General features: G+C 35.5%; 20 protein-coding genes. 6 read left to right on the plus strand and 14 right to left on the minus strand.

Annotated elements, in window-relative coordinates; genetic code table 11:
* The first annotated feature begins 10 nt into the window (after positions 1–10).
* The 4 genes from ACODSI_RS00875 to ACODSI_RS00890 all read left to right on the plus strand — a co-directional run bounded on the left by ACODSI_RS00875 (position 11) and on the right by ACODSI_RS00890 (position 8,711).
* On the plus strand, positions 11–4,342 hold the full coding sequence (locus tag ACODSI_RS00875; protein ID WP_488914947.1) for a CusA/CzcA family heavy metal efflux RND transporter: 4,332 nt from the start codon (positions 11–13) through the stop codon (positions 4,340–4,342).
* Positions 4,343–4,344: 2 nt separating this feature from the next.
* Positions 4,345–5,460 carry an efflux RND transporter periplasmic adaptor subunit gene (locus ACODSI_RS00880; protein WP_488914948.1) on the plus strand — a complete coding sequence of 372 codons (1,116 nt, stop codon included), beginning with the start codon at positions 4,345–4,347 and terminating at the stop codon, positions 5,458–5,460.
* A gap of 1 nt (position 5,461) precedes the next feature.
* Positions 5,462–6,580, plus strand: a complete 1,119-nt coding sequence (locus tag ACODSI_RS00885) for a VIT1/CCC1 transporter family protein (protein ID WP_488914949.1) — start codon at positions 5,462–5,464, stop codon at positions 6,578–6,580.
* A gap of 97 nt (positions 6,581–6,677) precedes the next feature.
* Entirely contained in the window at positions 6,678–8,711 is a 2,034-nt protein-coding gene (locus ACODSI_RS00890; protein ID WP_488914950.1) for a M13 family metallopeptidase, read from the plus strand.
* Between the two features lie 95 nt (positions 8,712–8,806).
* On the opposite strand, the gene ACODSI_RS00895 is transcribed toward ACODSI_RS00890, so the two are convergent.
* From ACODSI_RS00895 to ACODSI_RS00960, 14 genes are all read right to left on the minus strand, one after another.
* On the minus strand, positions 8,807–8,932 hold the full coding sequence (locus ACODSI_RS00895) for a 4a-hydroxytetrahydrobiopterin dehydratase (RefSeq protein ID WP_488915069.1): 126 nt from the start codon (positions 8,930–8,932) through the stop codon (positions 8,807–8,809).
* A gap of 106 nt (positions 8,933–9,038) precedes the next feature.
* Entirely contained in the window at positions 9,039–9,785 is a 747-nt protein-coding gene (locus ACODSI_RS00900) for a maleate cis-trans isomerase family protein (protein WP_488914951.1), read from the minus strand.
* A 60-nt stretch (positions 9,786–9,845) separates the two neighbouring features.
* A complete protein-coding gene (locus ACODSI_RS00905; protein WP_488914952.1) occupies positions 9,846–10,754 on the minus strand; it encodes a fumarylacetoacetate hydrolase family protein in 909 nt (302 codons plus the stop codon).
* Between the two features lie 105 nt (positions 10,755–10,859).
* Positions 10,860–11,969: a cupin domain-containing protein gene (locus tag ACODSI_RS00910; RefSeq protein WP_488914953.1), complete on the minus strand. Its 1,110-nt coding sequence runs from the start codon at positions 11,967–11,969 to the stop codon at positions 10,860–10,862.
* A 57-nt stretch (positions 11,970–12,026) separates the two neighbouring features.
* Complete coding sequence (locus ACODSI_RS00915; RefSeq protein ID WP_488914954.1) at positions 12,027–13,007, minus strand: carbon-nitrogen hydrolase family protein; 981 nt, start codon at positions 13,005–13,007, stop codon at positions 12,027–12,029.
* Positions 13,008–13,031: 24 nt separating this feature from the next.
* On the minus strand, positions 13,032–13,454 hold the full coding sequence (locus ACODSI_RS00920) for an acyl-CoA thioesterase (RefSeq protein ID WP_488914955.1): 423 nt from the start codon (positions 13,452–13,454) through the stop codon (positions 13,032–13,034).
* Positions 13,455–13,601: 147 nt separating this feature from the next.
* Entirely contained in the window at positions 13,602–15,182 is a 1,581-nt protein-coding gene (locus ACODSI_RS00925) for an FMN-binding glutamate synthase family protein (RefSeq protein WP_488914956.1), read from the minus strand.
* Positions 15,183–15,255: 73 nt separating this feature from the next.
* Positions 15,256–16,845 carry an AMP-binding protein gene (locus ACODSI_RS00930; RefSeq protein ID WP_488914957.1) on the minus strand — a complete coding sequence of 530 codons (1,590 nt, stop codon included), beginning with the start codon at positions 16,843–16,845 and terminating at the stop codon, positions 15,256–15,258.
* A 23-nt stretch (positions 16,846–16,868) separates the two neighbouring features.
* Positions 16,869–17,702, minus strand: a complete 834-nt coding sequence (locus ACODSI_RS00935) for an alpha/beta fold hydrolase (protein ID WP_488914958.1) — start codon at positions 17,700–17,702, stop codon at positions 16,869–16,871.
* A 70-nt stretch (positions 17,703–17,772) separates the two neighbouring features.
* On the minus strand, positions 17,773–20,052 hold the full coding sequence (locus tag ACODSI_RS00940; RefSeq protein WP_488914959.1) for an oxidoreductase: 2,280 nt from the start codon (positions 20,050–20,052) through the stop codon (positions 17,773–17,775).
* Positions 20,053–20,089: 37 nt separating this feature from the next.
* Positions 20,090–20,695 carry a flavin reductase family protein gene (locus ACODSI_RS00945; RefSeq protein ID WP_488914960.1) on the minus strand — a complete coding sequence of 202 codons (606 nt, stop codon included), beginning with the start codon at positions 20,693–20,695 and terminating at the stop codon, positions 20,090–20,092.
* Between the two features lie 145 nt (positions 20,696–20,840).
* Complete coding sequence (locus tag ACODSI_RS00950) at positions 20,841–21,404, minus strand: DUF4256 domain-containing protein (protein ID WP_488914961.1); 564 nt, start codon at positions 21,402–21,404, stop codon at positions 20,841–20,843.
* 2 nt (positions 21,405–21,406) lie between these two features.
* Entirely contained in the window at positions 21,407–21,985 is a 579-nt protein-coding gene (locus ACODSI_RS00955; RefSeq protein ID WP_488914962.1) for a DapH/DapD/GlmU-related protein, read from the minus strand.
* A 63-nt stretch (positions 21,986–22,048) separates the two neighbouring features.
* Positions 22,049–22,489, minus strand: coding sequence for a hypothetical protein (locus tag ACODSI_RS00960; RefSeq protein ID WP_488914963.1), 441 nt, complete (start codon positions 22,487–22,489; stop codon positions 22,049–22,051).
* Between the two features lie 202 nt (positions 22,490–22,691).
* Between ACODSI_RS00960 and ACODSI_RS00965 the strand changes: the two genes are divergently transcribed.
* Together ACODSI_RS00965 and capA are read left to right on the plus strand one after the other, a co-directional pair.
* Complete coding sequence (locus tag ACODSI_RS00965; protein ID WP_488914964.1) at positions 22,692–24,749, plus strand: S9 family peptidase; 2,058 nt, start codon at positions 22,692–22,694, stop codon at positions 24,747–24,749.
* A 79-nt stretch (positions 24,750–24,828) separates the two neighbouring features.
* Complete coding sequence (gene capA / locus ACODSI_RS00970; protein ID WP_488914965.1) at positions 24,829–25,869, plus strand: cysteate synthase; 1,041 nt, start codon at positions 24,829–24,831, stop codon at positions 25,867–25,869.
* The last annotated feature ends 59 nt before the right edge of the window (positions 25,870–25,928 follow it).

Below are 25,928 nucleotides of genomic sequence, written 5' to 3' on the forward strand. Positions count from 1 at the left end.
AGAATAAAAAATGTTAGAAAAAATAATCGCCTTTAGTTTAAAAAATAAGTTAATTGTTTTATTGTTCACCACAGGAATTTTTGGGTTTGGAGTGTTCTCCATTTTTCAAATTTCAATCGGAGCTGTTCCAGATGTTACCAATAATCAAGTTCAAGTAATTACCACATCCCGAAATCTTTCCACTCAAGATATAGAGCAATTTATTACCTATCCGGTTGAAATCGAAATGGCCAATTTACCTGGCGTAAAAGAAATTCGTTCCATTTCTAAATTCGGATTGTCCGTTGTAACCATCGTTTTTGAAGACGACATGGGTGCCTATCTTCCAAGACAATTAATTGCAGAAAAAATAAAATCGGCTTCCGAAAAAATACCACAGGGCTTTGGTACCCCAGAAATGGGTCCGATTACCACAGGTTTGGGAGAAATTTATCAGTATGTATTGGATGTAAAACCTGAATACAAAAACGAATATTCAGTCACCGATTTACGAACCATTCAGGATTGGGTAGTAAAACGACAATTATCTGGAATAAAAGGTGTTGTCGAAATCAATACTTGGGGCGGTTACCTCAAACAATATGAAGTTGCCATCAATTCGGCTAAATTGAAAGGCATGAACATCACAACTTCGGATGTGTTTACTGCTTTAGAGAAAAACAATAGTATTGCAGGTGGTGCTTACATTGAAAAAACGAATCAAAGTTATTTTATTCGCGGTGAAGGAAAAGTGAAGTCACTTGCCGATATTGAAAATACTGTAGTAAAAAATGTTAGTGGAATTCCGATTTATGTAAAAGATGTAGCTCAAGTTCGTTTTGGTAGTGCCAATCGTTTTGGAGCTATTACAGGAAATGGTCAGGGCGAAAAAGTGTTAGGTCAAGTCATGATGCTTAAAGGCGCTAATTCTAAACAAGTTATTAACGATGTTAAAACTCGTGTGGCGGCAATTCAAAAAACATTACCGAAAGGGGTTTACATCAATGCTTTTTTAGAGCGTAGCGAATTGGTAGGAAAAACCACATTTACGGTAGCAGAAAACCTTATTTTAGGCTGTTTGATTGTAATTTTTGTAGTGGTTTTGCTATTGGGAAATTGGCGCTCTGGTTTGGTTGTTGCTTCAGTAATTCCATTATGTTTACTATTTGCAATTTCATTTATGAACATTTTCGGAATTGACGCCAACTTAATGAGTTTAGGTGCCATCGATTTCGGAATTATAATAGACGGAGCCGTAATTATAGTTGAGTTTATTGCATTTCAAATTGCCAATAAATCCAAGCATTTAAGTCATTTATCGAATGAGGACAAACAAATCCAAATTGACGAAATCACCTATAAAAGTGCTTCCAAAATGATGAATTCAGCTGTTTTCGGACAGTTAATCATACTCATCGTATTCATTCCAATATTATCGCTTTCTGGAGTAGAAGGGAAGATGTTCAAACCCATGGCTATGACCTTTAGTTTTGCTTTGTTGGGCGCTATGCTATTTTGTTTTACCTATGTTCCAGTAGTATCTTCGTTGTTTTTAAAACCAAAAGAAGAAAATCCTAGATCGTTATCAAATCGTTTAATAGGTAAATTAAATGCTCTATATCTACCCATAATCAATTGGGCTTTGAATAACACCAAAAAAGTAATTTATGGTGCAGGTTCATTATTAGTGATGTCAATAATTTTATTCATGACCATGGGAGGTGAATTTATTCCAACCCTAGACGAAGGTGATTTTGTCATTCAACCGGTTTTAAAAACAGGAACATCGTTAACTAAAACCATTGCTACCACAACAAAAATTGAAAAAATTATCCTGAAAAATTTCCCAGAAGTACAACAAGTGGTGAGTAGAATTGGTGCTGCCGAAGTGCCAACCGATCCTATGAGTATGGAAGAAACGGATATTATTGTCAAATTAAAACCTAAAGGCGAATGGGTTTCAGCCACAAGCAAAGACGAATTGGCGGATAAAATTAAATTGGCTATAGAAAAACAAATTCCCAATATGGAAATTGAGTTTACGCAACCCATTGAAATGCGTTTTAACGAATTGATTTCAGGAACCAGAAGTGATGTTGCCATTAAAATATTTGGAGATGATTTGAATGTTTTGGCTAAAAGAGCGCAACAAATTAAATATGCTATTGCCAATGTAAAAGGCGCTTCCGATGTAATTATTGAAAAAACAGAAGGTTTACCGCAAATGAGTGTGGTGTACAATCGTTCTAAAATTGCGAGATACGGATTGAATATAACCGATTTGAACGATATGATTGCCCTTAGTTTTGCAGGAAAAACAGTTGGAAATGTTTTTGAAGGTGAAAAACGTTTTGATATGGTGATTCGTTTAGATTCGTCCAATCGTGTTGATATTGATGACTTACGAAATTTGTATGTTTCAACACCACAAGGACAACAAATTCCGCTTCAAGAATTGGCTAAAATCGAATATACAGAAGGTCCAGCTAAGATTTCTAGAGATAATACGCATCGCAGAATTGTAGTTGGAATAAACGTTAGAAACCGTGATTTGCAAAGTGTGGTTGACGATGTACAAAAAATTGTAAACAAAAAAATTAAATTACCTCAAGGATATTATGTCACTTATGGTGGGCAATTTGAAAACCTTCAAAGTGCCAAAGCGCGATTGATGATTGCGGTACCAATAGCACTTTTCTTAATTTTCATTTTGTTGTACTTTGCATTTGGTTCGGTAAAAGAAGCCTTGATGGTGTATTCAGCTATTCCGCTTTCGGCTGTGGGAGGAATTTTATTCTTATGGATTCGTGATTTGCCTTTCAGTATTTCGGCTGGTGTTGGATTTATTGCACTATTCGGAATCGCCGTGCTCAACGGAATCGTGCTTATCGAGCATTTTAAAGAACTCAAACACCAAGGTATGAAAGACATTAATGAATTGATTTTGAAAGGTACTACCGATAGATTACGACCTGTTTTACTTACAGCCGCCGCAGCCGCTTTAGGATTTTTACCGATGGCTATTTCATCATCAGCTGGAGCAGAGGTGCAACGTCCATTGGCAACTGTTGTAATTGGAGGTTTGTTTACAGCCACTTTATTAACCATGATTGTGTTACCCATTCTATATAAAATTTTAGATAAAGAAGAAGGTAAAAAAGCAAAGTTCAAAATTCATAATGCCACCACGATTGTAATTTTGTTGTTGACTTCAACTCTTTCGTTTTCTCAAAATAAGAATCCAGAGTTGGAAGGTTTGATAACAAAAGCTTTAGAAAACAACACCTCGATCAAAGCAGGTCAGCTTCAAGTTGACAAAACCAAAGCGAATATCAAATCGGCTTATTCATTTGATAAAACCAATTTGTATTACAATTACGATCAGAACAATTTAGCGTTGAATAATTTGCCACTAAAGGTATTTGGAGTACAACAGAAATTTAGTTTTCCAACTTTTTATGGAGCTCAAAAAAATCTCTTGAATACCGAATATGAAAAGGAAAAAGCTTTTTTTGAAATTTCCAAAAACAAATTGTCTAATCAGGTGGCGCAAGTTTATAACCGAATTGTGTACTATCAGAATCAAGAAAAATTGTTTCATTATTTAGACAGTTTATATCAAAATTTTTCCAATGCAAGCAACCGACGTTTTGAGTTGGGTGAAACCAATTACTTAGAAAAAATTACTGCTGAAAGTAAGTTTCGTCAAATAAGAACGCGTTTAAGTCAGATTCAAAAAGATAAATTAACCAGTTATGAAATGCTACAATCGTTGTTGCAATCGGAAGAAAAAGCGACTATAAAAAATGATAAATTGCTTCCGAACTTGACATTGAATCCTAATTCAAATAAAGACATTTATACTGCTTATTTTGAAACTATTACAAAAAATTATCAATCGAATATAAAGTGGCAAAAACAACATTATTTACCCGATATTAACCTAGAGTATTTTCAAGGAAAAAATAACGGATTGTCACAATCATTGTATGGATTTCAAGTAGGAGTTTCGGTTCCCATATTGTTTACAGGAATTAAAGCCAAAAACAATGTGGCTAAACTCGAATTACAAAGTTGGGAGCAACAAAAACAAAACGAACAAACCAAAATAGAGCAATTCATTAAAGAAAAGAAAAATGAATTGACCAAGCATGAAGAAGGAATTCTATACTACAACCAATACGGCGAAAAATTGGCAAAAGAAATCATTAAAGTCGCGGATATGAGTTATAAACATGGCGAAATTGACTTCTTTCAATACATTACTTCGTTAGAGAATGCAACCACCATTCAGGTAGATTATCTTGAAAACGTATTGCAATACAACAAAACATTATTTGACTTACAATATTTAAATTACTAAAAATGAAAAAAAGTATAAGCCTATTCACACTAGTATTACTAATGGTTTCTTGTAAAGAGGCCAAAAAAGAAGTGGCACCCAAAGATGATGGATTAGTTACCGTGTCTTCCGAACAATTCCAAACCATGAATATGGAAATTGGAACGCCAGTGAATCAAGACTTTGATGTAACAGTGAAAGCCTCTGGACGAATTGATGTTCCGCCACAAAACAGAGCCAAAGTGTCTACTTTTATAGCGGGTTATGTTAAGGCTACCAAATTACTTCCTGGTGATAAAGTTACCAAAGGTCAGGCATTAGTTACTTTGGAAAGTACCGAATTTATTGATATTCAGAAAGATTTCTTAGAAGTTGCCGAACAAATTAATTATTTAAAATCGGAATTTGAAAGGCAAAAGACATTGTACAATGAAAAAATTACGTCGCAAAAAAATTACCTAAAAGCAGAAAGTGATTACCGCAGTGCCTTAGGAAAATACCAAACCTTGCGTCAAAAATTAATTCTTTTGAATATCAATCCAGCTCAAGTACAACAAGGAAAAATTGCTACTACAATCACGTTATATGCGCCAATTTCGGGTGATGTAACTGTTGTTAATGCGAATGTTGGCATGCTAATGGCACCTTCTGAAACCATTATTGAAATTGTAAATAATTCGGATTTGCATTTGGAATTGAGTGTTTTTGAAAAAGACATTTTGAAGATAAAAGAAAACCAAATAATTAAGTTTACAGTGCCAGAAGCTAGTAAAGAAGTTTTTAAAGGTACGACTCATTTAATTGGAAAATCAGTCGAAAATACCGACAGGACAATCAATGTTCACGGACATTTGGACGATAGTGTCAAACAAAAATTACTAACCGGTATGTTTGTAGAAGCTGCCATTGTAATCAATACCAAAAAAGGTTTTGCGATTCCAAAAGAAGCTTTAATCTCTGAAAATCAAAAATATTTTGTACTTTTATTAAAGAATCAAGATAAAAACGGTTATCATTTTGAACGCGTTTCAGTAGAAAAAGGGACTGATTCTGAGAATTTTGTAGAAATTATTCCAAACGAACAAGTAAATGCTTCTTCAAAGTTATTAACGAAAGGCGTTTTTGACATTATCAATTAATATGGATGTAAACAAATTAAAAAGTCAGATTCAAACTGAAGTCGATACTGCTTTTTTGTACAAAAGTATTGCTGCCATTCAGCAGGATGAAAATTTGAATAGAGTCTTATTAGCCTTAGCTCAAATAGAAGACGGTCATGCGGCACACATGTTGGCAACAATTCGCGAAGTTGACTCTAGTTTTAACGCACCCAATCCTTCCTCAAGAGCCAAAATGCAATTGAAACTCGGAAAGATTTTTGGATACAGTTCCATTATCAGTAATTTGGCTGGAGTGGAAAAACAATTTGCCATCAATACGGTTAAAGATAAAATGAAATCGGGTGAGAAATTATCGGGTTTTGAACACAATCATCTCAAAATTATAGAAGCAGTTAATAGTAATTCGGCATTGAATGTTTCGGGTGGATTTTTATCTAAATTTGAAAGTCGACACAAATCAGTTGGCGGAAATGCATTGCGCGCTGCGGTTTTAGGAGCTAACGACGGATTGGTTTCCAACATGAGTTTGGTGATGGGAGTAGCTGGTGCAGCGGCCAATAATAATACCATTTTATTGACAGGTATTGCAGGTTTGTTGGCTGGGGCAATTTCGATGGCATTGGGTGAATGGTTGTCGGTACAAAGTTCTCGTGAATTGCATTTGCGTCAAATAGAACTCGAAACGGTCGAATTGGAAGCTTCGCCAGAAGAAGAAAAGAAAGAATTAATTTTATTGTATCAAGCCAAAGGAATGTCGGAAGAAGAAGCTAAAAAGTTGGCCGAAAAAGCCTTCGAAACCAAAGAATCAGCTATCGACACTTTAATTACTGAAGAACTCGGAATCAATAAAGAAGAGTTGGGAGGTTCAGCATGGGAAGCAGCAATTACGTCATTTTTGTTGTTTGCTATCGGAGCCATCATTCCGTTATTTCCATTCTTTTTTCTAAATGGTTATCACGCTGTATTGGTAAGTATTGGTGCTAGTGTAGTTGGGTTGTTTGGAATTGGTGCATCAATCACTTTATTTACAGGTAAATCGGTTTGGTTTTCAGGCTTCCGTCAAATACTCTTCGGATTGGCTGCTGCAGCTGTTACCTATGGAATTGGAACCTTAATTGGTGTGTCGTTAGCAGGATAATCTTAAAAATAATTGCATATTTTTACTATATTTGAAGTCCTTTACCTTTTTGAGGTTTAGGACTTTTTTTATTAAACAAACTAAATTCAAATTATATATGATTCCATTTAAAAAGTGTGTTGCCTTATCCATTTTGGCGCTGTCAATTGTAAGTTGTACCAAAAAAGAAGCGCCATTTGTAGATCCATTATTGACCAATCGTGATACTACAGTAAATCCATCCGAAGATTTTTTTAGCTATGCTAACGGTTGTTGGTTTAAAAAGCATCCTATTCCTTCTTCCGAAAAAAGTAATGGTATTTTTAGAACGATTCAAGATACCATCAACAATCAAATAAAATCAATTTGTGTAAAATCGGCAGAAGCCAACGCAGACAAAGGAAGTAACAAGCAAAAAATTGGTGATTTTTATGCGTCAGGAATGGATTCTATTTCCATAAATAAAACAGGAGTATCACCTTTAAAAAATGAATTAGACAAAATCAATTCTGTAAAAGATTTTCCAAGTTTATTGCAAATGGTAGCCTATTTACATACCATCGAAGCTTCCCCAGCATTTGGATTTTATGTAGGTCAAGACGACAAAATCAGTTCTAAAAACGCTTTGTTTTTATCGCAAGGTGGATTAGGTTTAGGGCAACGCGATTATTATTTTGAAAACGATGATAATACTAAAAAAATCAGAACGGAATATCCCAAACACGTAGCAAGAATTTTTGAATTAACAGGTGAAAGTAAGGATAAATCATCTCTCAATGCCACTTTAATTCTAAAAATGGAAACGGAACTCGCTAAAAATTCTAGAAAATTAGAAGCTTTACGTGATCCTATTAAAAATTACAACAAAATGTCGGTTGCCGAGTTGAATAAAATAACACCAAATATCGATTGGAAAACCATGTTTGTGAGTTTGAACATTAAAAATGCAGATACCGTTATTGTTGGGCAACCCGAATTTTTTAAAGCTTTGAATACGACGTTGAAAAACTATTCTATTGAAGATTGGAAAACGTATTTAAAATGGGATTTATTAAATACGTATGCGAATTATTTAAACAAAGACATTGAAAACCAAAATTTTTATTTCTTTAGTACAGTGATGAACGGAATTAAAGAACAAAAACCACGCTGGAAAAGGGTTGTTGAACAAACAGATAATTCCTTAGGGGAATTAATAGGTCAGGTGTATGTTGACGAATACCTTCCAAAAGGAACTAAAGAGAAACTTTTAGAAATTGGAAATAATATTCGTGATGTCTATGCGGAACGCATCAAGAAACTGGATTGGATGAGTGCTGAAACCAAAGTAAAAGCGCTAAATAAATTGAGTAAAATTGTAATGAAAGTGGGATATCCAGACAAATGGAAGGATATGAGTACCGTTACAATTGACAAAAAATCATACTGCAAAAATGTGATGGAAGTGAATAAATGGCATTACAATTATATGATTAACAAATTTGGAAAGCCTGTTGATAGAACCGAATGGGGCATGTATCCACAAACGTATAATGCGTATTACAATCCGAGCAACAACGAAATTTGTGTTCCTGCGTGTAATATTATTGTTCCGGGTTTTGAAGGTAGAATGCCCGACGATGCTATTTTGTATGGAATTATTGGTGGATCAACCTTTGGACACGAAATCACACACGGATTTGACGATCAAGGAAGTCAGTACGACGACAAAGGAAACTTAAATAATTGGTGGACTAAAGAGGATTATGCCAAATTTAAAGCTAAAACCAAGTTGATTGTGAATCAATTTAGCCAATATAAAATTGGCAATAAAAACATCAATGGCGATGCTACTCAAGGCGAAAACATTGCCGATTTGGGTGGAGTTGTTATGGGATTTGAAGCCTTCAAGAAAACTAAACAATTTAAAAACAAGGAAGTTATTAGCGGATTAACACCTGAAAAACGTTATTTCTTAGCATATGGTTATGCTTGGATGGTCAATGCTACCGAAAAATCGTTATTGCAACAAGTGATGATGGATGTGCATTCGCCAGCTAAATTCAGAATTAATGGGCCTCTAGCAAATGTACCAGAATTTCATAAAGCGTTTAATATTAAGCCCGGAAGCCCAATGTATCAGCCTGATTCGTTGCGAGTGGTGATTTGGTAAGGAAATACAATGTAAAAGTAATGCCGTCAAATAGTTTAAAACTTTTGACGGCATTTTTATTTAGATTAAGTATTTAAAGAATTTTTAGAAAATTATTATAATGAGGAAATAAATTCAGAAAGTTGGTAATCTAAACCTGTTATTTCATTTTTATCATGTGTAAATAATGAAATTTCTAATTGAAATGCTTTATGAATTTTACAATCAGGATGATGGTTGATTTTATCAGCCTAAACCGCTATTTTCAGAAGAAATTCTGCTAAATCTGTTTGTGATATAAATTTAAAATTCTTCGTTAGTTTACCATCAATTATTTCCCATTTCATATTAATAGTTTCCATTTAATAATTCACCGCCAATAGCCGATTTAGCTTCAATTCCCAATTTTTTCATCATTTCATAAGTCGTACAAACGGCTGCTGATGTAACCGGAATGCCACATTCAGCCTGAATTAAATCAATCGCTTCCAACGATGGCATTTGAACACAAGCCGAGGCTACTAAAACATCTACATCAGTCAAATCTAGTTGTTTGTATATTTCCAATAAATTCATTGGATTTTGTGCCGCGACTTCTAAGTTATCTGGAATTTCTAAAGCGATACTTTGTTTTACTTTAATACCTTGATGTTCGATATAATCAACCACCATATCCGTAAGCGGACGCATGTATGGTGTGATTATCGAAATTTGTTTGGCTCCTAAAACTTTCAAACCATTAATCAACGCTCCAGCCGAGGTCACAATTGGAGTAGGGAAGTCGTTGGCTACTGTTTCTTGATGCAAATTAACCTCTGAAACACAATGATAACCGCGTCCCATACTCATAATCGCTACCAAACACGCATAACCCATAACATCTACATGAGCATCGGATAATTCTTGAGCGCATTTCAAACTCATCGCATCCATCGCTTCGAGTTCTTCCTTGGTGACTTTTTTCATGCGCATTCTACTGCTGTGAAACGTAAAACGCTCCGGTAAAATAGTTTCTCTAGCTCTAAAAATGGCTGGTATTTCGGTTTCCATCGTCACGTTGGATGAGGGAACTATTTGTCCTATTCTGTATTTCATATCTTTATAGTTAACCGCAAAGACGCTAAGGTTTTCGCAAAGTTTGCCAAGTTTTTTTATTTAAATCTCTTTAACCGTATTTACAATCGTACCAATGCCTTCTACAGTAGCTTCAATTATATCACCATCATATAGCCATTCTTGAGGATTTCGACCAGCACCAACGCCTGCAGGTGTTCCTGTAGCAATAATATCGCCTGGTTCTAGTGTGAATACGATACTTAAGTCTTCAATCAAATCGTTGATGTTAAACAATAGAAATTTGGTGTTTGAATTTTGTTTTTCAACACCATTTACCGTCAAAGATAAATTCAAATGATGTGGATTTTCAATTTCGTCTTTGGTAACTAAAATCGGGCCCATAGGTGCAAACGTGTCTTGTCCTTTAGAAACAATCCATTGTCCTTCTCTTCGGCAATCCCGAGCTGAAATATCGTTAATTACAGTATAGCCAAATACATAATCTAATGCTGCTTCTTTAGGAACGTATTTCCCTTTTTTTCCTATCACCACAGCCAATTCTACTTCCCAATCCAGTTGTTCGGTTAGTTTGGTGTTTTTGATGATTTCAGTATTAGTTGCAGTTACCGTTGTGGGTGGTTTAGAAAAGATGATGGGTTTTTGAGGCAATTTTCCTGTAGTGTCCAATGTTCGAGCACTTTCGGCAACATGTTCGGTATAGTTTAATCCAATTCCGATGATGTTTTTTCTTGGTTTTTCAATAGGAGCAAGGATAGTAACATCATCCAAATTATACGAAATATCGTCAAAGAAATTCTCAGGAGTTTCTGCAACCATTTCGGTAATTTCAGCAATAATTTCGAATCCCATGTCAATCAAATCCAACATATCGTTTGGTAACGGAAAGTTCGATATTTCTCCAAAATCTTCCATGTCGATTACTTGATTGTTATGGATGAATCCCAAACGAGGCTCCGTATCTTGTGTTTTGTAGGTAAGTAATTTCATTTTTTATATTTAAACGCAATGAGCGCAAAGATTTACGCAAAGTTCGCAATGTTTTTTAGTTAATGTTCTGATTTATGACAAAGTTAAAATCTTTATTCTTTTTCTTTATTCTATTTTCTGATATCCATCATTCTCATCCAATGCTCTTCCTTGATACAATCCTAAGCCTTCAATTACAGGTAAATCATTAAAATTGAATAGACAAGCATCTTCAGTTTCAGATAGGTTATGATGTTCGTGCCAAGCCCAAGAGGGTACACAAAAGATATCGCGTTCCTTCCAATCAAATCGTTTTCCGTTAACAATCGAATATCCTTTTCCTTTAGCACATTGGTACACGAAAGATCCCGTGTGTTTGTGTGCTTTTCCTTTAAATCCGGCTGGTAATAATTGCATTGATGCACCCATGGTTTGCATTACATGACCGCCAGTTAATGGATTAGAATAGTGCATTAATATTCCGTCAAAAGGATTGAGTTCATTGACTTTTGCTACTTCCAATAAAGTAGGATATACTTTTGTCCAAGAATATTTAAACAAAGGAGAATAGGGTTTATCCCAAGTTTTGTCTGCTGGTATTAAACCTGCGCCACCATACGTCATTGGTGAATGATTAATTGGTGAAATTAACGGTTGTTTGCCGTCGTAAACGGCATAATCATTGGCTTCCAAAGCATTCACTAACGGAATGTCTAACCCATCTTGCCAAATGCACGTTTCTCCATCAGTTTCCACACCGTGTTCGTGCCAAGCCGAATTAGGAGTAATCACAAAATCATTGATTTCCAACATGATTTTATGACCATCTACCACAGTATACCCATTTTTACCTTCCATGATGAATCGCAACGCAGAAGCACGATGACGGTGTGCCGAAGTGCTTTCTCCAGGTCGTGTGACTTGAATTCCGGTATACAACCAACCCACAGCCGCCGAAACATCTTTTCGTTTGTCATTTACTAAATAGACCACGCGACGACCCGCTTGTTCGGGTGTAACCAATTCGGATGATTTTAAAACTAAGGCACGTAAATCGTCGTATTTCCATAACATCGGAATCGATGTCGAACGTGGTTCCCATGGTTCAATATCATTGGCAACGGTCCACAATGCACCAGCACCAAGAGTTTCTAATTCTTTATAATAGGCTTTCAGTTCGGGTGAATCTTGAACTCGAGCTCTTCCGTAAATGTCGTCTGAATGTTGTTCTTCCATATTCTTTATTATTAACCCTCGAAAGGTTTTAAACCCTTCGAGGGTTGATTTTAAAATCTATTTTTTATTAAACTCGTCGTGGTTATCAATAAAAGTAATCTTTCTTGTTGGTGCAGTATTCACTCTTAAATCAAAAATATCAAATCGATTGTAATGCCCCAATATGTCGTGCATTTGTTTGGGTTGGATGCATTTTGCTAAATCGATATCAGCATATACCATTCCTTCATCATCGATTAATGGTGTGCCAATTACAGCGCCATTCGGACCAATAAATCCGGAGAAAGCGGAGTTTTTTCGAGTCAATAATTCATCCACATTGGGAACGTCATTTCGCAAAGCATCTTTAATTTCTTGGGAAATGGTGGAGCAGGAAACAATGGTAAACAATTTGCCTTCAAACGAATGGGCCGCTGCGCGAATTTTAATCGCTTCAGCCATATCATAATCGGGTGGTGCTACAGGCAATGAAATATAGTTGGCAATATGAATCAATTCGCCTTGCGATAATAAGGTGAAACGCGCCAAGGTATTGGTGTTTTCGCCACAAGCCAAAGTTCCAATAGGCCCGATTTCAGTATCGTAAACCTTTAAAGATGAACCATCGCCACTAGTCCATGTGAGCTTTTCTGCCCAAGTTGGGACTAACTTTCGGTGTTTACCAATTAGATTTCCGTTGTTATCGATGATTACATTGGTGTTGTAAATTTCGCCATAACTTGCGCCACGTTCGTTAATTCCGATTACGATATGCATGTTATGGTCTTTTGCCGCTTGAAATAACGGTTTCATGGCATCGTCAGTAACAGCAACCGAATTTTTGTATAATTCTTCATACCATTTGCTGCCTTGAACTGGCGTCATGATCCAATTCCAATAGGGATAACCCGCTACAAAGACTTCAGGGAAAGCAATTAATTGTGCTCCGTTATGACTCGCTTCTTTAATGAAAGAAATCGCTTTTTCAATTGTTTTCTCTACATTTAAAAAAACAGGTGAGGTTTGAACGGTAGCAGCTTTGAATTTTTTAAACTCCATTGTTTTTATTTTGAATGATGCATTTTAAATTATAAATGAGGTTATTTTAGTTTTCATTTCTTCGTTAAAAGACGCAGCTTTTATGCTTTGTCTATCTTCTTGAATAACCACATTGACCAAAGTTACTTCTCCAACTAAAACGGTTTGCTCGTTTTGATTTACAAATTGAAATCCGCATACTACAGAAGAAGTTTTTAATTCGTTTACCCAAAGTTTTTTAGTTAGAACTTCTCCTATACGAGCAGCATTTTTGAATTGCACTTTCAAATCAACGGTTGGAATTCCGTTGGTTTCGTGCATTTTAGAGAAAGGTCTCTCTAAAGCTTCTTCAAACCAATCTTCAACCAAATCGTTGAGCATTTCTAAGAATCGCGGATAGAAAACAATACCAGCATAATCGATGTGTTTAAAACGGATTTTTTCTTGTTTGATAAAAGGTTGGTTCATTGGTTTATTTTTAACACAAATTATACAAATTTTCACAAATTATTCTGCTCGACTATATCATTACCGATAAGTTTAGCCCCGATAGCAGCGGCATCCTTTTGTGGCGTTGTTCGCCATAAAAGATAGAGCGAATAGCGGGATTAGCTTCTAAAATTTTTCTACCGTTGCACGTTTCCAAGCTTTAAAAAGTTCGTTTGGCACTGTACTGCCGTCTAGTAAAGAACCTGTTTTTATTTCGGGATAGGTTTCCTCAAAAGTTTGAGTTTTACCTAAATTTACACGAGTACTTACAACAGATCGATCTACTTTATCAGGATGATCAATTCCGGCTGAAGCCATTAAATCCATCGCACTTTTAACTGTTTCTTTTTGAAAACGAGCTACACGAACACTTTTTTCTTCGGGAACCAAGCCTTTCATTAAGTTTGGGTCTTGAGTGGCAACTCCAGTTGGACACGTATTGGCGTGACATTCGAGTGCTTGAATGCAACCCAAAGCAAACATCATTCCGCGAGCTGAATTACACAAATCGGCACCCAACGAAAGATTTCTGATGATATCAAAACCCGAAACGACTTTACCACTAGCAATGATTTTGATTTGGTCTTTAATTCCGAAACCGTTTAAAGCATCATATACAAAAGCCAAAGCATCGCGCAGTGGCATTCCCACATGATCGGAATATTCTTGAGGCGCGGCACCCGTTCCGCCTTCGCCACCATCAACGGTGATGAAATCGAGATAGGTTTGGGTTGCCACCATTGCTTTACAGATGGATAAAAATTCCGATTTATTTCCGATGCATATTTTCATTCCAATGGGTTTTCCACCAGAACCTTTTCGTAATAATTTTACAAAATCCATCAATTCTAATGGCGTTGTAAAAGCTGAATGCGTAGGAGGAGAGACGATATCATTTCCTTTGGAAACCAATCGAATGGCAGCAATTTCATCGGTTACTTTCTCTTTAGGAAGAATTCCACCATGACCCGGTTTGGCACCTTGAGAGAATTTGATTTCGATCATTTTTACGTTATCCAAAGTGGCTCTTTTAGTAAATTCATCGTAATTGAATTTACCATCTTCAGTACGGCAACTGAAATAACCCGTTCCGATGTTCCAAACCACATCACCACCTTGTAAATGGTAAGGCGATAAGCCACCTTCACCTGTATTGTGGTAAAATTCGCCTTGTTTGGCACCGTTATTTAAGGCTAAAATAGCGTTCTTACTCAACGAACCAAAACTCATGGCGCTGATATTAAACAAACTGGCCTCATACGGTTTTTCGCATTGTGACGAACCAATTCGTACTCTCGGATTTTCATCCACATTAGTAAAAGAAATGGCTCTGATGCTGTGGTTGATCCATTCATAGCCATCTTTATAGACGTCCAATTGGGTTCCGAATGGCATCGAATCGGCTTCTTTTTTACTGCGTTGGTACACCAAACTTCGCTGCAAACGATTAAACGGTTTACCATCCAAATCGGTTTCTATGAAATACTGACGCATTTCAGGTCCGATACTTTCTAACAAATACCGCATTCTTCCCAATAGCGGAAAGTTTCTGCGAATGGTTTTTTTAGATTGGTACATATCGTACAATCCCATTAAAATTAACGGTATGAAAATCAGTAATAAAAAACTGAATTTTAAGTTGACGAATATTAATATTCCAGATAAGGAAAGAATGGTGATGCTTACTACTAAAAATGCTTTTCTCATGGTTTATTCTTTTTAAACACAGATGTCACAAATTTACACAAATCAATTAGTAAAAATTTGTAAAATCTATGTTTTATTTCAATTTGAATCGTTGGATTTTACCTGTTTCTGTTTTGGGTAATGCATCAATGAAATGAATGACTCTTGGATATTTATAAGGCGCTGCTACTTCTTTGAACCAATGCTGAATACGGTTTTTCATTGCGTCTGTTGCTTTAGACTGATCTTTAAGAACAATATGAGCACAAACCAGCATTCCTCGTTCGTCATCGGGTACACCAACCACGGCACATTCTAGAATGTCTTCGTGGGTTAAAAGTACGCTTTCTACTTCAATAGCACCAATATTATAGCCTGAAGAAATAATCATATCGTCGCCGCGTGCTACAAACCAAAGATAACCTTCTTCGTCTTTTCGAAAAATATCACCAGTGATGTTCCAGCCATTTTCTACATATTCGCGTTGTTTTTCTTCGCGATTTAGGTACTTGCAACCCGTAATTCCTCTCACGGCTAATCGTCCGGGTTCGTTAGTAGGTACTTCATTTCCGTCGCTATCTATAATCTTTGCTTCATAACCCGTAACTGGAACTCCGGTTGCGCCAGGCTTCATGTTGTCTTCGTTGGACGATATGAAAATATGGAGTATTTCGGTAGAGCCAATTCCATCAATAATTTTTAATCCAGTAGCATCAAACCAATCTTGCCAAACTTTTAAAGGCAAAGTTTCTCCTGCTGAGACACATTTGCGTAAGCTAGATATATCAAAATCTTTTACTTTAGTAGTAATGACGCGCCATGCGGTTGGTGCTGTAAAGCAAATGGTAATTTTGAATTCTTGAATGGCTTTGAGTAACAAATCGGGACTTGGTTTTTCGATTAAGAAAGTAGAAGCCCCAAAATACATTGGGAATAATACTAATCCACCTAAACCAAAGGTGAATCCTAGTGGTGGACTTCCTGTAAAAATATCGTTTTCAGTAGGTTGCAACGAATAGGGCGGAAAACATTCGCAGATATTTAAAATGTCTTTGTGATAATGCGAGGTCATTTTGGGCAAGCCAGTAGTGCCAGAAGTAAATCCTATTAAAGCTAAACTATCGGACTTACTGTGGTAATTACTAAAGGTTTTAGGTTTGGATTGCATTAATTCTTCCAGTTGAGAATTACCAAAAAAACACGTGTGTTTTAGAAAATCTGATTGCACCAAATGCATTTCTTCTTCGAGTTCTTTGTCACAAAAGCAATGAGAAATCTCAGCACAATCGATTATGGTAGTCAATTCTTTAGAACGTAATAAAGGCATCGTAGCGACTACAATTCCACCTGCTTTTAAAACAGCAAACCAGCACGCCACCATAATTGGATTATTGGCTGAACGAATCAATACGCGATTACCCGATTTTAAACCCAAATCATCTATTAATACATGCGCAATTTGATTCGCTTTTTCATATAAGTCTTGGTAGGTCCAAGTGGTTTCAAAGGTGCGAATACAGATGTTATTTCCGCGACCTTCTGCAATGTGAAAGTCTAATAAGCGTTCTACACAATTGAGCATTTCAGGATGTTGAAATTGTGGTAAGTTGGTAAAACTATACTCTGGCATTACATTGAAACTTGGTAAGCTGTTATGCGCAAAATTATCTTCGTAGTGTTTCATAGTACATTAGCTCTCGCAAAGATTTATTGGTCTTTCAAAAATTGATTAATTGATCTTAAATAGTTTTCTTTAGCATCTAACCACCCATAATGCCCACAATTGTCTAATAAAATTAGTTTCGAATTAGGAAAAGCTTTGGCAATTTCTTGAGCGGTTTCGGTTGTAATGATGTCATTTTTCCCTTGTAAAACAAGTACCGGTTTTTTAAAATTTTTAAATGAATTAGCGCAATCAAAATTGATTTTTCTCAAATCTTGAAAGACTAATCTATTAATTTCAAATTTAATTTGGGTCAATCGTTCTGCAATTATTGGGGCTTTAGATTTATCAAATACATAAGCATTAGCAAGATATTTAGCTCTTTGCTTCAACGTTTCAACAGAAGTGTCACCATCATCTAACTTTTTTTGAAAAAAGCTCAAACTATCTTTTTGACTTTTCGTTAAATTGTTGTTCAAACGTTCTTGAACGTAGGAGGTGAACTTCATATTGACACCACCCGAAGAAGAAAAGACTAGTTTTTCAATGGTTTCTGGATGTTTGGTAGCATAGTAAGCGGCCATAATTCCTCCAAATGAATGTCCAAAAATGCTCCATTGTTTAATTTTTAGATGTTTTCTAAGGTTTTCTATGTCTTGCACCATTAAATCCATAGTAATACTCTCGGAATTGACTTTTTCAACAGTTGATTTTCCAGTGCCTCGTTGATCGTAAATGATAGTTTGATACTCCATTTTAGCCAACTCTTGAGCAATGCCACCAAATCCTTCACAATTCATTCCAGGACCACCATTTATTATGAGTATGGGTTTACCGCTACCAAAGGTTTTATAATGCAATTTGGAGTTGCCACTCATAATCGTTTCTTCCGTTTGAGAAAAACAGAAAAAAGAAGTTAAAAAGAGTATACAGCAATATTTGACCATTTTATTTCTTATTACTTTTTGGTTTCAATGCTTTTTTCATGCCTTCTACTTGCTTTCTTTCTGAGGCTTTTAATGGATATAGATGTGACATTCCGGCTTTGTATGGATTCGGAATGTCTGTTGGTTCGAATTGTTCGTAGGCCTGAGCATTTCTAACAAAATTAGCCTCTAACAATAATGGTCTTCCCAATGCTACTAAATCGGCTCTTCCGTTTAAAATAATGGTATTAATTTGATCGATATCTTGTATATAACCTGCTGTGATTGTTGGCACATGAACGGTATTTCGTACCGCATCAGAGAAAGGAGTTTGCCACATTCTGCCGGTAACAGGTTTTTGATGAGCCACTGTATTTCCTGTAGACACATTGATGATGTCGGCACCTGCCTTTTTAAAAGCGCTTGCGATGGTAAGAACCTCTTCTTCCGTTATTCCTTTTGCGGCCCAATCGGAAGCGGATATTCTTACTGACATAGGTTTTTCTTTTGGAAATACTGCTCGCATTTCGTTGAATACCCGTAGCGGAAATTTCAATCGGTTTTCAATGCTTCCGCCAAATTCATCGGTTCTAGTGTTAGTTAATGGCGATAGGAACGATGCCAATAAAAATCCGTGATGTGCTTGCAATTCGATTAAATCAAATCCTGCTTCGTTGGCATTTTTAGTCGCTTGAACGAATTGTGAAGTAATTAAATCCATATCGGCAACTGTCATTGCTTTTGGAGTAACTGAATTTTCATTAAAAGGAATGGCTGATGCTGAAAGTAATTCCCAAGATGTCCCGTTAAAAGTGTCTTCCCAAGGTTTCTTTGTAGCGCCTTTTCTTCCGGAATGTCCTAATTGAATTCCGATTTTGGTTTGCGTATTATTATGAATAAAATCATTAATTCGTTTCCATGCAACTACTTGTTCTTTAGAATATATGCCAGTACAACCTAAAGTAATACGTGCTGTTTCTGAAATAGCAGTTAGTTCGGTTATTATCAATCCCAAACCACCCACAGCTCGCGAGGTATAATGTTGAAAATGCCAATCGTTTACCATACCATTTTCTGCCGAATATTGTCCCATAGGCGCCATTACCATTCGGTTTTGCAGTTCTAAATCGCGTAATTTGAATTTAGAGAAGGCAGCAGGTTGATTGTTAGTATTGTTATTAAATTCTTCTAATACTTTGTCGGTAAATGATTTATCACGTAATCGTAAGTTTTCAAATGTTACTTTTTTAGAACGCGTCATGCAACCAAAAGCAAATTGGTAGAACGGATGTTGGTTGTTGCGATTCATGTTTTCAAACCAATCTAACGACACCAATGCGGCATATTGAATCATTTCTACCGGATTTCGGCGCGTTTTTTCGTATTGTTGAAAAGCCGCTTGAGCATCATTCGGATTAGCGATTACCGCATCGGATAAACCGATAGCACAATCCATAGCTAATTTAGTTCCCGACCCAATAGAGTAGTGGGCTGTAGCTTTGGCGTCACCCAATAAAACGATGTTGTTGTGGTACCATTTTTCATTGGTTACATGCGGAAATTGACGCCAATGTGATTTGTTTGAAATTAAAGGATGTCCGTCCAATTCATCTTTAAAAATTTCACTTATCTTGGCTATGGTATCTTCTTCATTAGTGACTTCAAAATTGAATTTTTGCCACGTTTCATCAGAGCATTCAAAGATCCAAGTGCTCATACCTTCTTCATACTGGTAGGAGTGTGCTACTATAGTTCCGTGAGGCGTTGTTCTGAAAAAATAGGTAAAAGCATCTAAAGGTTTGGTTGAACCTAACCAAACAAAACGGTTTTTCTTTAGAGAAATTTGGGTACCAAACTCTTTTTCATATTTCGTTCTGATACTGCTTCCAATTCCATCAGCAGCCAGAATTATATCAGCATCGTTGTATTGACTTACATCCTCTATACTTTGTTCAAAATGTAAATTTATGCCTTCTTCGCGACAGCGTTGTTGTAATAGTTGTAAAAGTGTTTTACGAGAACAGCCACAAAAACCATTTCCAGCAATGCTTACTTGTTGGCCATCACGGGCTACTACAATATCATCCCAATAGGCAAATTTAGAACGAATCAATTCATACGATTCCATGTCGCGTTTTAAGAATTCGCCTAAGGTTTCATCTGAAAAAACAACACCAAATCCGAAGCTATCATCGGGTTTGTTACGTTCGTAAATATCTATTTGGCAATGAGGCATTGCTTTTTTGGTTAAAATTGAAAAGTACAATCCACCTGGACCACCACCTATAACTGCTATTTTCATAATTTATTTGATAATTAACAATAGATAATTGATTTATTTATTGTCTTTTGATGGAGAACATTTCTCCTATTTTATTGTAATTGGAGCCTGCTAACCTTGAAACTGGTTTGTAGGTTTCCATATTGATTTTATAATTATCTGATACTACACTTTCGTCAAAATGCATCATTACAATACGTCCAATCATGATGCATGCGCCGCCTTGTTTGTGATTTTCTAAGAAATAATGATGCACCAATTCACACTCAAATTGAATCGGACTTTCTAGAACACGCATCGGTTTTATTTTGGTTGATGGAACAGGAGTGACCCCAACCAATTGAAATTCGTCGACTTCGGAAGGAACCATTTGAGCGGTAGCATTCATTTGTTCAACAAGTTCTTCAGTAACCATATTTACTACAAATTGCTTAGTAGTAAGTACATTGTTAAGAGTATCTTTATTGGTGTTATTATCTCTTCGAGTAGAGAACATTACATGTGGTGGGTCATCACCAATCATGTTAAAATAGGAAAAAGGAGCGAGGTTGTTGATGCCCTTTTCGTCTACGGTTGAAACCCAACCGATGGGTCTTGGTATGATTGAACCTGTAAGTAATTTATAGATTGCCGACGCTTCGAGTGTATCGGGATTGAATTCCATACTTTAATTGTGTTTGTACAAATTAAAGCTATTTTTTTGAAATTTTTTATTCGATTTGTAATTTTATGCAGTAAAAAATAAGAATTATACAGATAAAATGGTTGTAATGTAATGAGTGGTTCGTTTTGTGAATCAATTTTATCATTTAAACTCTCAACAAACCTCTAAATCCTCTCGCGGCATAATAAGATGACGCACCATTATGATAAATGAATACGGTATCATAGCGGTAATCCGCAAAAATAGCGCCACCAAGTTTTCTAATGCTATCAGGCGTTTTTATCCAACTGGAAGTTTTGGTGTCAAATTTCCCAAATTGCTGTAATCTTCTATATTGTTCCTCATTTAGTAATTCAATTCCCATTTCGGCAGCACAATCTATAACAGAATTTTCGGGTTTGAATTCTTTTCTAGAATCTAAAGCTTCTCGATCATAGCAAAGACTTCGTCTGTCTTTTGGACTTTCAGCAGCACAATCAAAAAACAAATATTCGTTGGTTTCATTATCAAAACCAATAACATCGGGTTCGCCACCGGTTGCTTCCATTTTGAGTAATGAAAGTAACTTTTGAGGATTGGCTTCTAGTTTCGTTTCAACGCTAGACCATTTGATACCTTCGTGACGGTTTTTGAATTTTTCAAAACGCAATTTTAACGTTTGCATTAAGTTGTTTTGATCCATTTTATCTAATTTGGAATATATATTCATTTTCAACTATTTTCATCAATTGATTTCATCATTTTTGCTGGAATTCCACCAACTATGGTATTATCAGCAACATCTTTATGTACAACAGCACCAGCGGCTACAATGGCATTTTTACCAATTGTGACTCCAGGCAATATTGTAGCTCCTGCTCCAATCCAAGCATTTTTTTTAATTACTATAGCATCTAATATTAGGGACTTTCTATCGGATGGATGTACAAGATGATTTTCGGTTACTAAATTAACTCGTGGTCCAATTAATACATTGTCTTCAATAGTTATACCACCTAAATCTAAAAAACTACAGGCATGATTAATAAAAACGTTTTTACCTAATGTAATGTGTTTTCCAAAATTAGTATGAAAAGGAATAAAAATGGTAGTGCTTTCAGCAATAGGTTTTTCAATAATACCGCTTAAATGCTGCCTTATTTCCTCAATACTAGTTGAGTTATTCAATTCAGATGAACGTTTGATTGTTGTAGCAACAGCTTCCCAAAGAGCATTAATTTCGGGATCAGTTGGTTTGATGATGTCACCATTGAGCATTCTATTAAAAAGGGTGAGTTCTTTTTTTATCATAAAATTAGTTCAATTTATTGGTTTAAAGAAAAATGTTATTTTTAGCTAAAAGTAAATTACAAATTACGCAGAACAATACGCTTTCCAGGCGAGTTTGTTCATTCGTAAATTCTCGGTGGTCGCTGATAAAATATTGTCTTCAATTTTTATTTCAAGATTATTTATGGTAACCAATTCATATGTTCCGTTATCGTTTATAGAGCAACAAGCTTCTTCGTTCCAAGTTTCTTTCCAAATTTCTGATAGAAGAAAATGGGCTACAATTCCTTTGTTTTTATCTTCTAAAACTTGAACCAATTCACATGTTGCGGATTTTCCAATTTCGATAATTTGTTTTGTAACTTCACCTTTGGTTCTTGGCGAGGTTGATTTAGTCATTACAATATAAGCATCCGAATTGTCTATTTTCTGAATGAGTGAATCCAATTCTTTATTTTGAGCATTACTTATTGAAAAACTGAAAGCGATTATAACAAAAAGATGAATTTTTTTTAGGTTTTTCATTTTTGACTTTAATGGAGTTAGGATTAGAATTTATGATAGATTCAAATATACTTATTACTTTGAGATTATTGCATAAATAGCTTGTTTTTATAATTAATTGCTTCAAATAGTATGTCAATAACAATGTCAATAAGAATGAAATGGTTAACATTTAATAAAGAAAACTTTACTTTACATTTGTTTTAAACAAGTTTATCACAGCATGAAAGAAATACAACCGCCAATAGCCAAAATTATTCCACACGAATTAGAGAAACACAATCATGTTCGCATTGATAATTACTATTGGTTGAATGACAGAGAAAATCCAGAAGTAATTGATTATCTGAATAAAGAAAATGACTATTACGAAAAATCGACAGCACATACTAAAGCATTTCAAAAAGAATTATTTGAAGAAATGAAAGCCCGAATTAAGGAAGACGATCAATCGGTTCCTTATTTTTATAACGGCTATTATTACATTACGCGATTTGAAAAAGGACAAGATTATCCAATTTATTCTCGTAAAAAAAATTCGCTTGATGCGCCAGAAGAAATCATGTTCAATTGCAATGATATGGCGAAAGGACATAGCTATTTTAATTTAACTGGGATTAGTATAAGTGAAGACAATAAATGGGTTTCTTTTGGAGTTGATACCGTTTCTAGACGACAATATACGATTCAAATTAAGAATTTAGAAACTAACGAGATTTTACCTTTAAAAATAGAAAACACTACTGGTGGTGCTACTTGGGCAAGCGATAACTCAACGCTTTTTTATTCTAGAAAAGATGAAGTTACTTTACGACCAGACCGTATTTTTAAACACAAATTAGGTTCAAATCCAAATGACGATGTGGTTGTTTATTTTGAAAAAGACGATACCTTTAATGTTTCTGTGTATAAATCGAAATCCAAAAAATATTTAATTATTACTTCTGAAAGTACGTTGACTTCAGAATGTCAGATTTTATTATCGGCTACACCCGATGAAAAATTTAAACTGTTTCAAAAGCGCACCCGAGAATTAGAATATTCGATTTCGCATTATGAAGATAGTTTTTACATCGTAACTAATAAAGATGATGCTACCAATTTCAAAATAATGAAAACGCCAGAAGCAAAAACTTCTAAAGAACATTGGGTTGATTTGATTCCGCATCGCGAAGATGTATTAATTGAAGGTATTGATATTTTTAAAGATTATTTGGTGGTTTCGGAGCGCTTTGATGGCTTGAACAAAATCAGAATCATGCCGTGGAGTGGAGCAGGTGAATATTATTTACCATTTGAATTAGAAACCTACACAGCCTATACTACAACGAACATCGATTTTGATACCGAAATTTTGCGTTATGGTTATCAATCGATGGCTATTCCGTCATCGGTAATCGATTTTAATATGCGAACCCAAGAAAAAACTATTCTCAAAGAGCAAGAAGTTTTAGGAGGAACTTTTGACAAAAATAATTATGTAGAAGAGCGAATTTGGGCTATAGCAACCGATGGAACCAAAGTGCCTATATCTATGGTTTATAGAAAAGGGATTCAATTGAATGGTGAAAATCCCTTCTTGTTGTATGCTTATGGGTCTTACGGAATGACGATGGAACCTTATTTTTCTACAACGCGCTTGAGTTTGTTAGACAGAGGTTTTATTTATGCCATTGCGCACATTAGAGGCGGTGAAGATTTAGGAAGACAGTGGTATGAAGACGGTAAATTATTGAAAAAGAAAAATACATTTACTGATTTTATTGATTGTTCCAAACATGTTATTGAAGCAAAATATACGTCGCCTAAACATTTATATGCTGAAGGTGGTTCGGCTGGCGGATTGCTTATGGGTGCTATTGTTAATATGAATCCAGAATTGTATAACGGTGTAATTGCACAAGTGCCTTTTGTGGATGTGGTTACAACTATGTTGGACGAAACCATTCCGCTAACAACTGGCGAATATGATGAGTGGGGTAATCCCAATCAAAAGAAATATTACGATTATATGTTATCGTATTCGCCCTATGATAATGTTACAGCGCAAGAATACCCAAATATGTACATCTCAACAGGCTTACATGATTCACAAGTACAATATTGGGAGCCTGCAAAATGGGTGGCTAAGCTAAGGGTTTTCAAAACTAATTCTAATCAATTATATCTAGATACTAATATGGAAGCAGGACATGGAGGAGCGTCTGGACGTTTTGAAGCGCTCAAAGAAGTGGCCAAAGAATTTAGTTTTTTGTTAGATTTGGAAAAAATTGAAAGATAGTTTAAAATAATTTATTAAATTTGCAAGGTTTTGTGGCATCATTATTTACAATCTTTGCCTCGACACTAATTTTTTATTTATGAAAGAAGAAATAAAAGCCTACAATAACGTTTTGGAATTAATAGGAAATACACCTCTTATTAAGCTGAATAGAATCACCGAAAACTTAGAAGGAAACTTTTATGCTAAGGTAGAGGCATTCAATCCAGGACATTCCTCAAAAGACAGAATTGCGTTATACATAATTGAAGAAGCCGAAAGACAAGGAATTTTGACTCCAGGTGATACCATTATTGAAACTACTTCAGGTAATACTGGGTTTAGTTTGGCTATGGTAAGCATCATTAAAGGATACAATTGTATCTTGGCTGTTAGTTCTAAATCGTCTAAGGATAAGATTGATATGTTGCGCAGTTTAGGAGCTAAGGTTTATGTGTGCCCAGCCCATGTTTCTGCAGATGATGAACGTTCGTATTATAATGTAGCAAAGCGTTTACATGAAGAAACTAAAGGTTCTGTATACATCAATCAGTATTTTAATCAACTCAATATTGATGCGCATTATTTAACAACGGGCCCTGAAATATGGGAACAGACCTCAGGAAAAATTACACACCTTGTTGCTTGTAGCGGAACAGGAGGAACCATTTCTGGAATTGCTAAATTCCTTAAAGAAAAAAATTCTAACATTCGTGTTCTTGGTGTTGATGCTTTTGGTTCGGTATTGAAAAAATACCATGAAACAAAAGAGTTTGATAGCAATGAAATTTATCCCTACCGAATTGAAGGATTAGGTAAAAATCTTATTCCAACAGCAACCGACTTCGAATCGATTGATAAATTCATGAAGGTTACCGATGAGGAAAGTGCCCATACTGCTAGAGAAATAGCGAAAACGGAAGGCTTATTTGTGGGGTATACTTCGGGTGCTGCTTTACAAGCGGTGAAGCAATTTGCAGAAGAAGGAGAATTCACTTCAGATAGTAATGTAGTTATTATTTTTCCAGATCATGGTTCGCGTTACATGAGTAAAGTATTTAGTGATGATTGGATGAATGAGCAAGGCTTTTTTGATAGTGTTAATGCTGAAGAAGCTCAAAAAATTGAATTTATAAAATAGTATTTTATACTTTTAGATAAAAAAAACTCCGAAGTACTTCGGAGTTTTTTTATAAACAA

It is taken from the genome of Flavobacterium sp. FG139 (assembly GCF_057809695.1).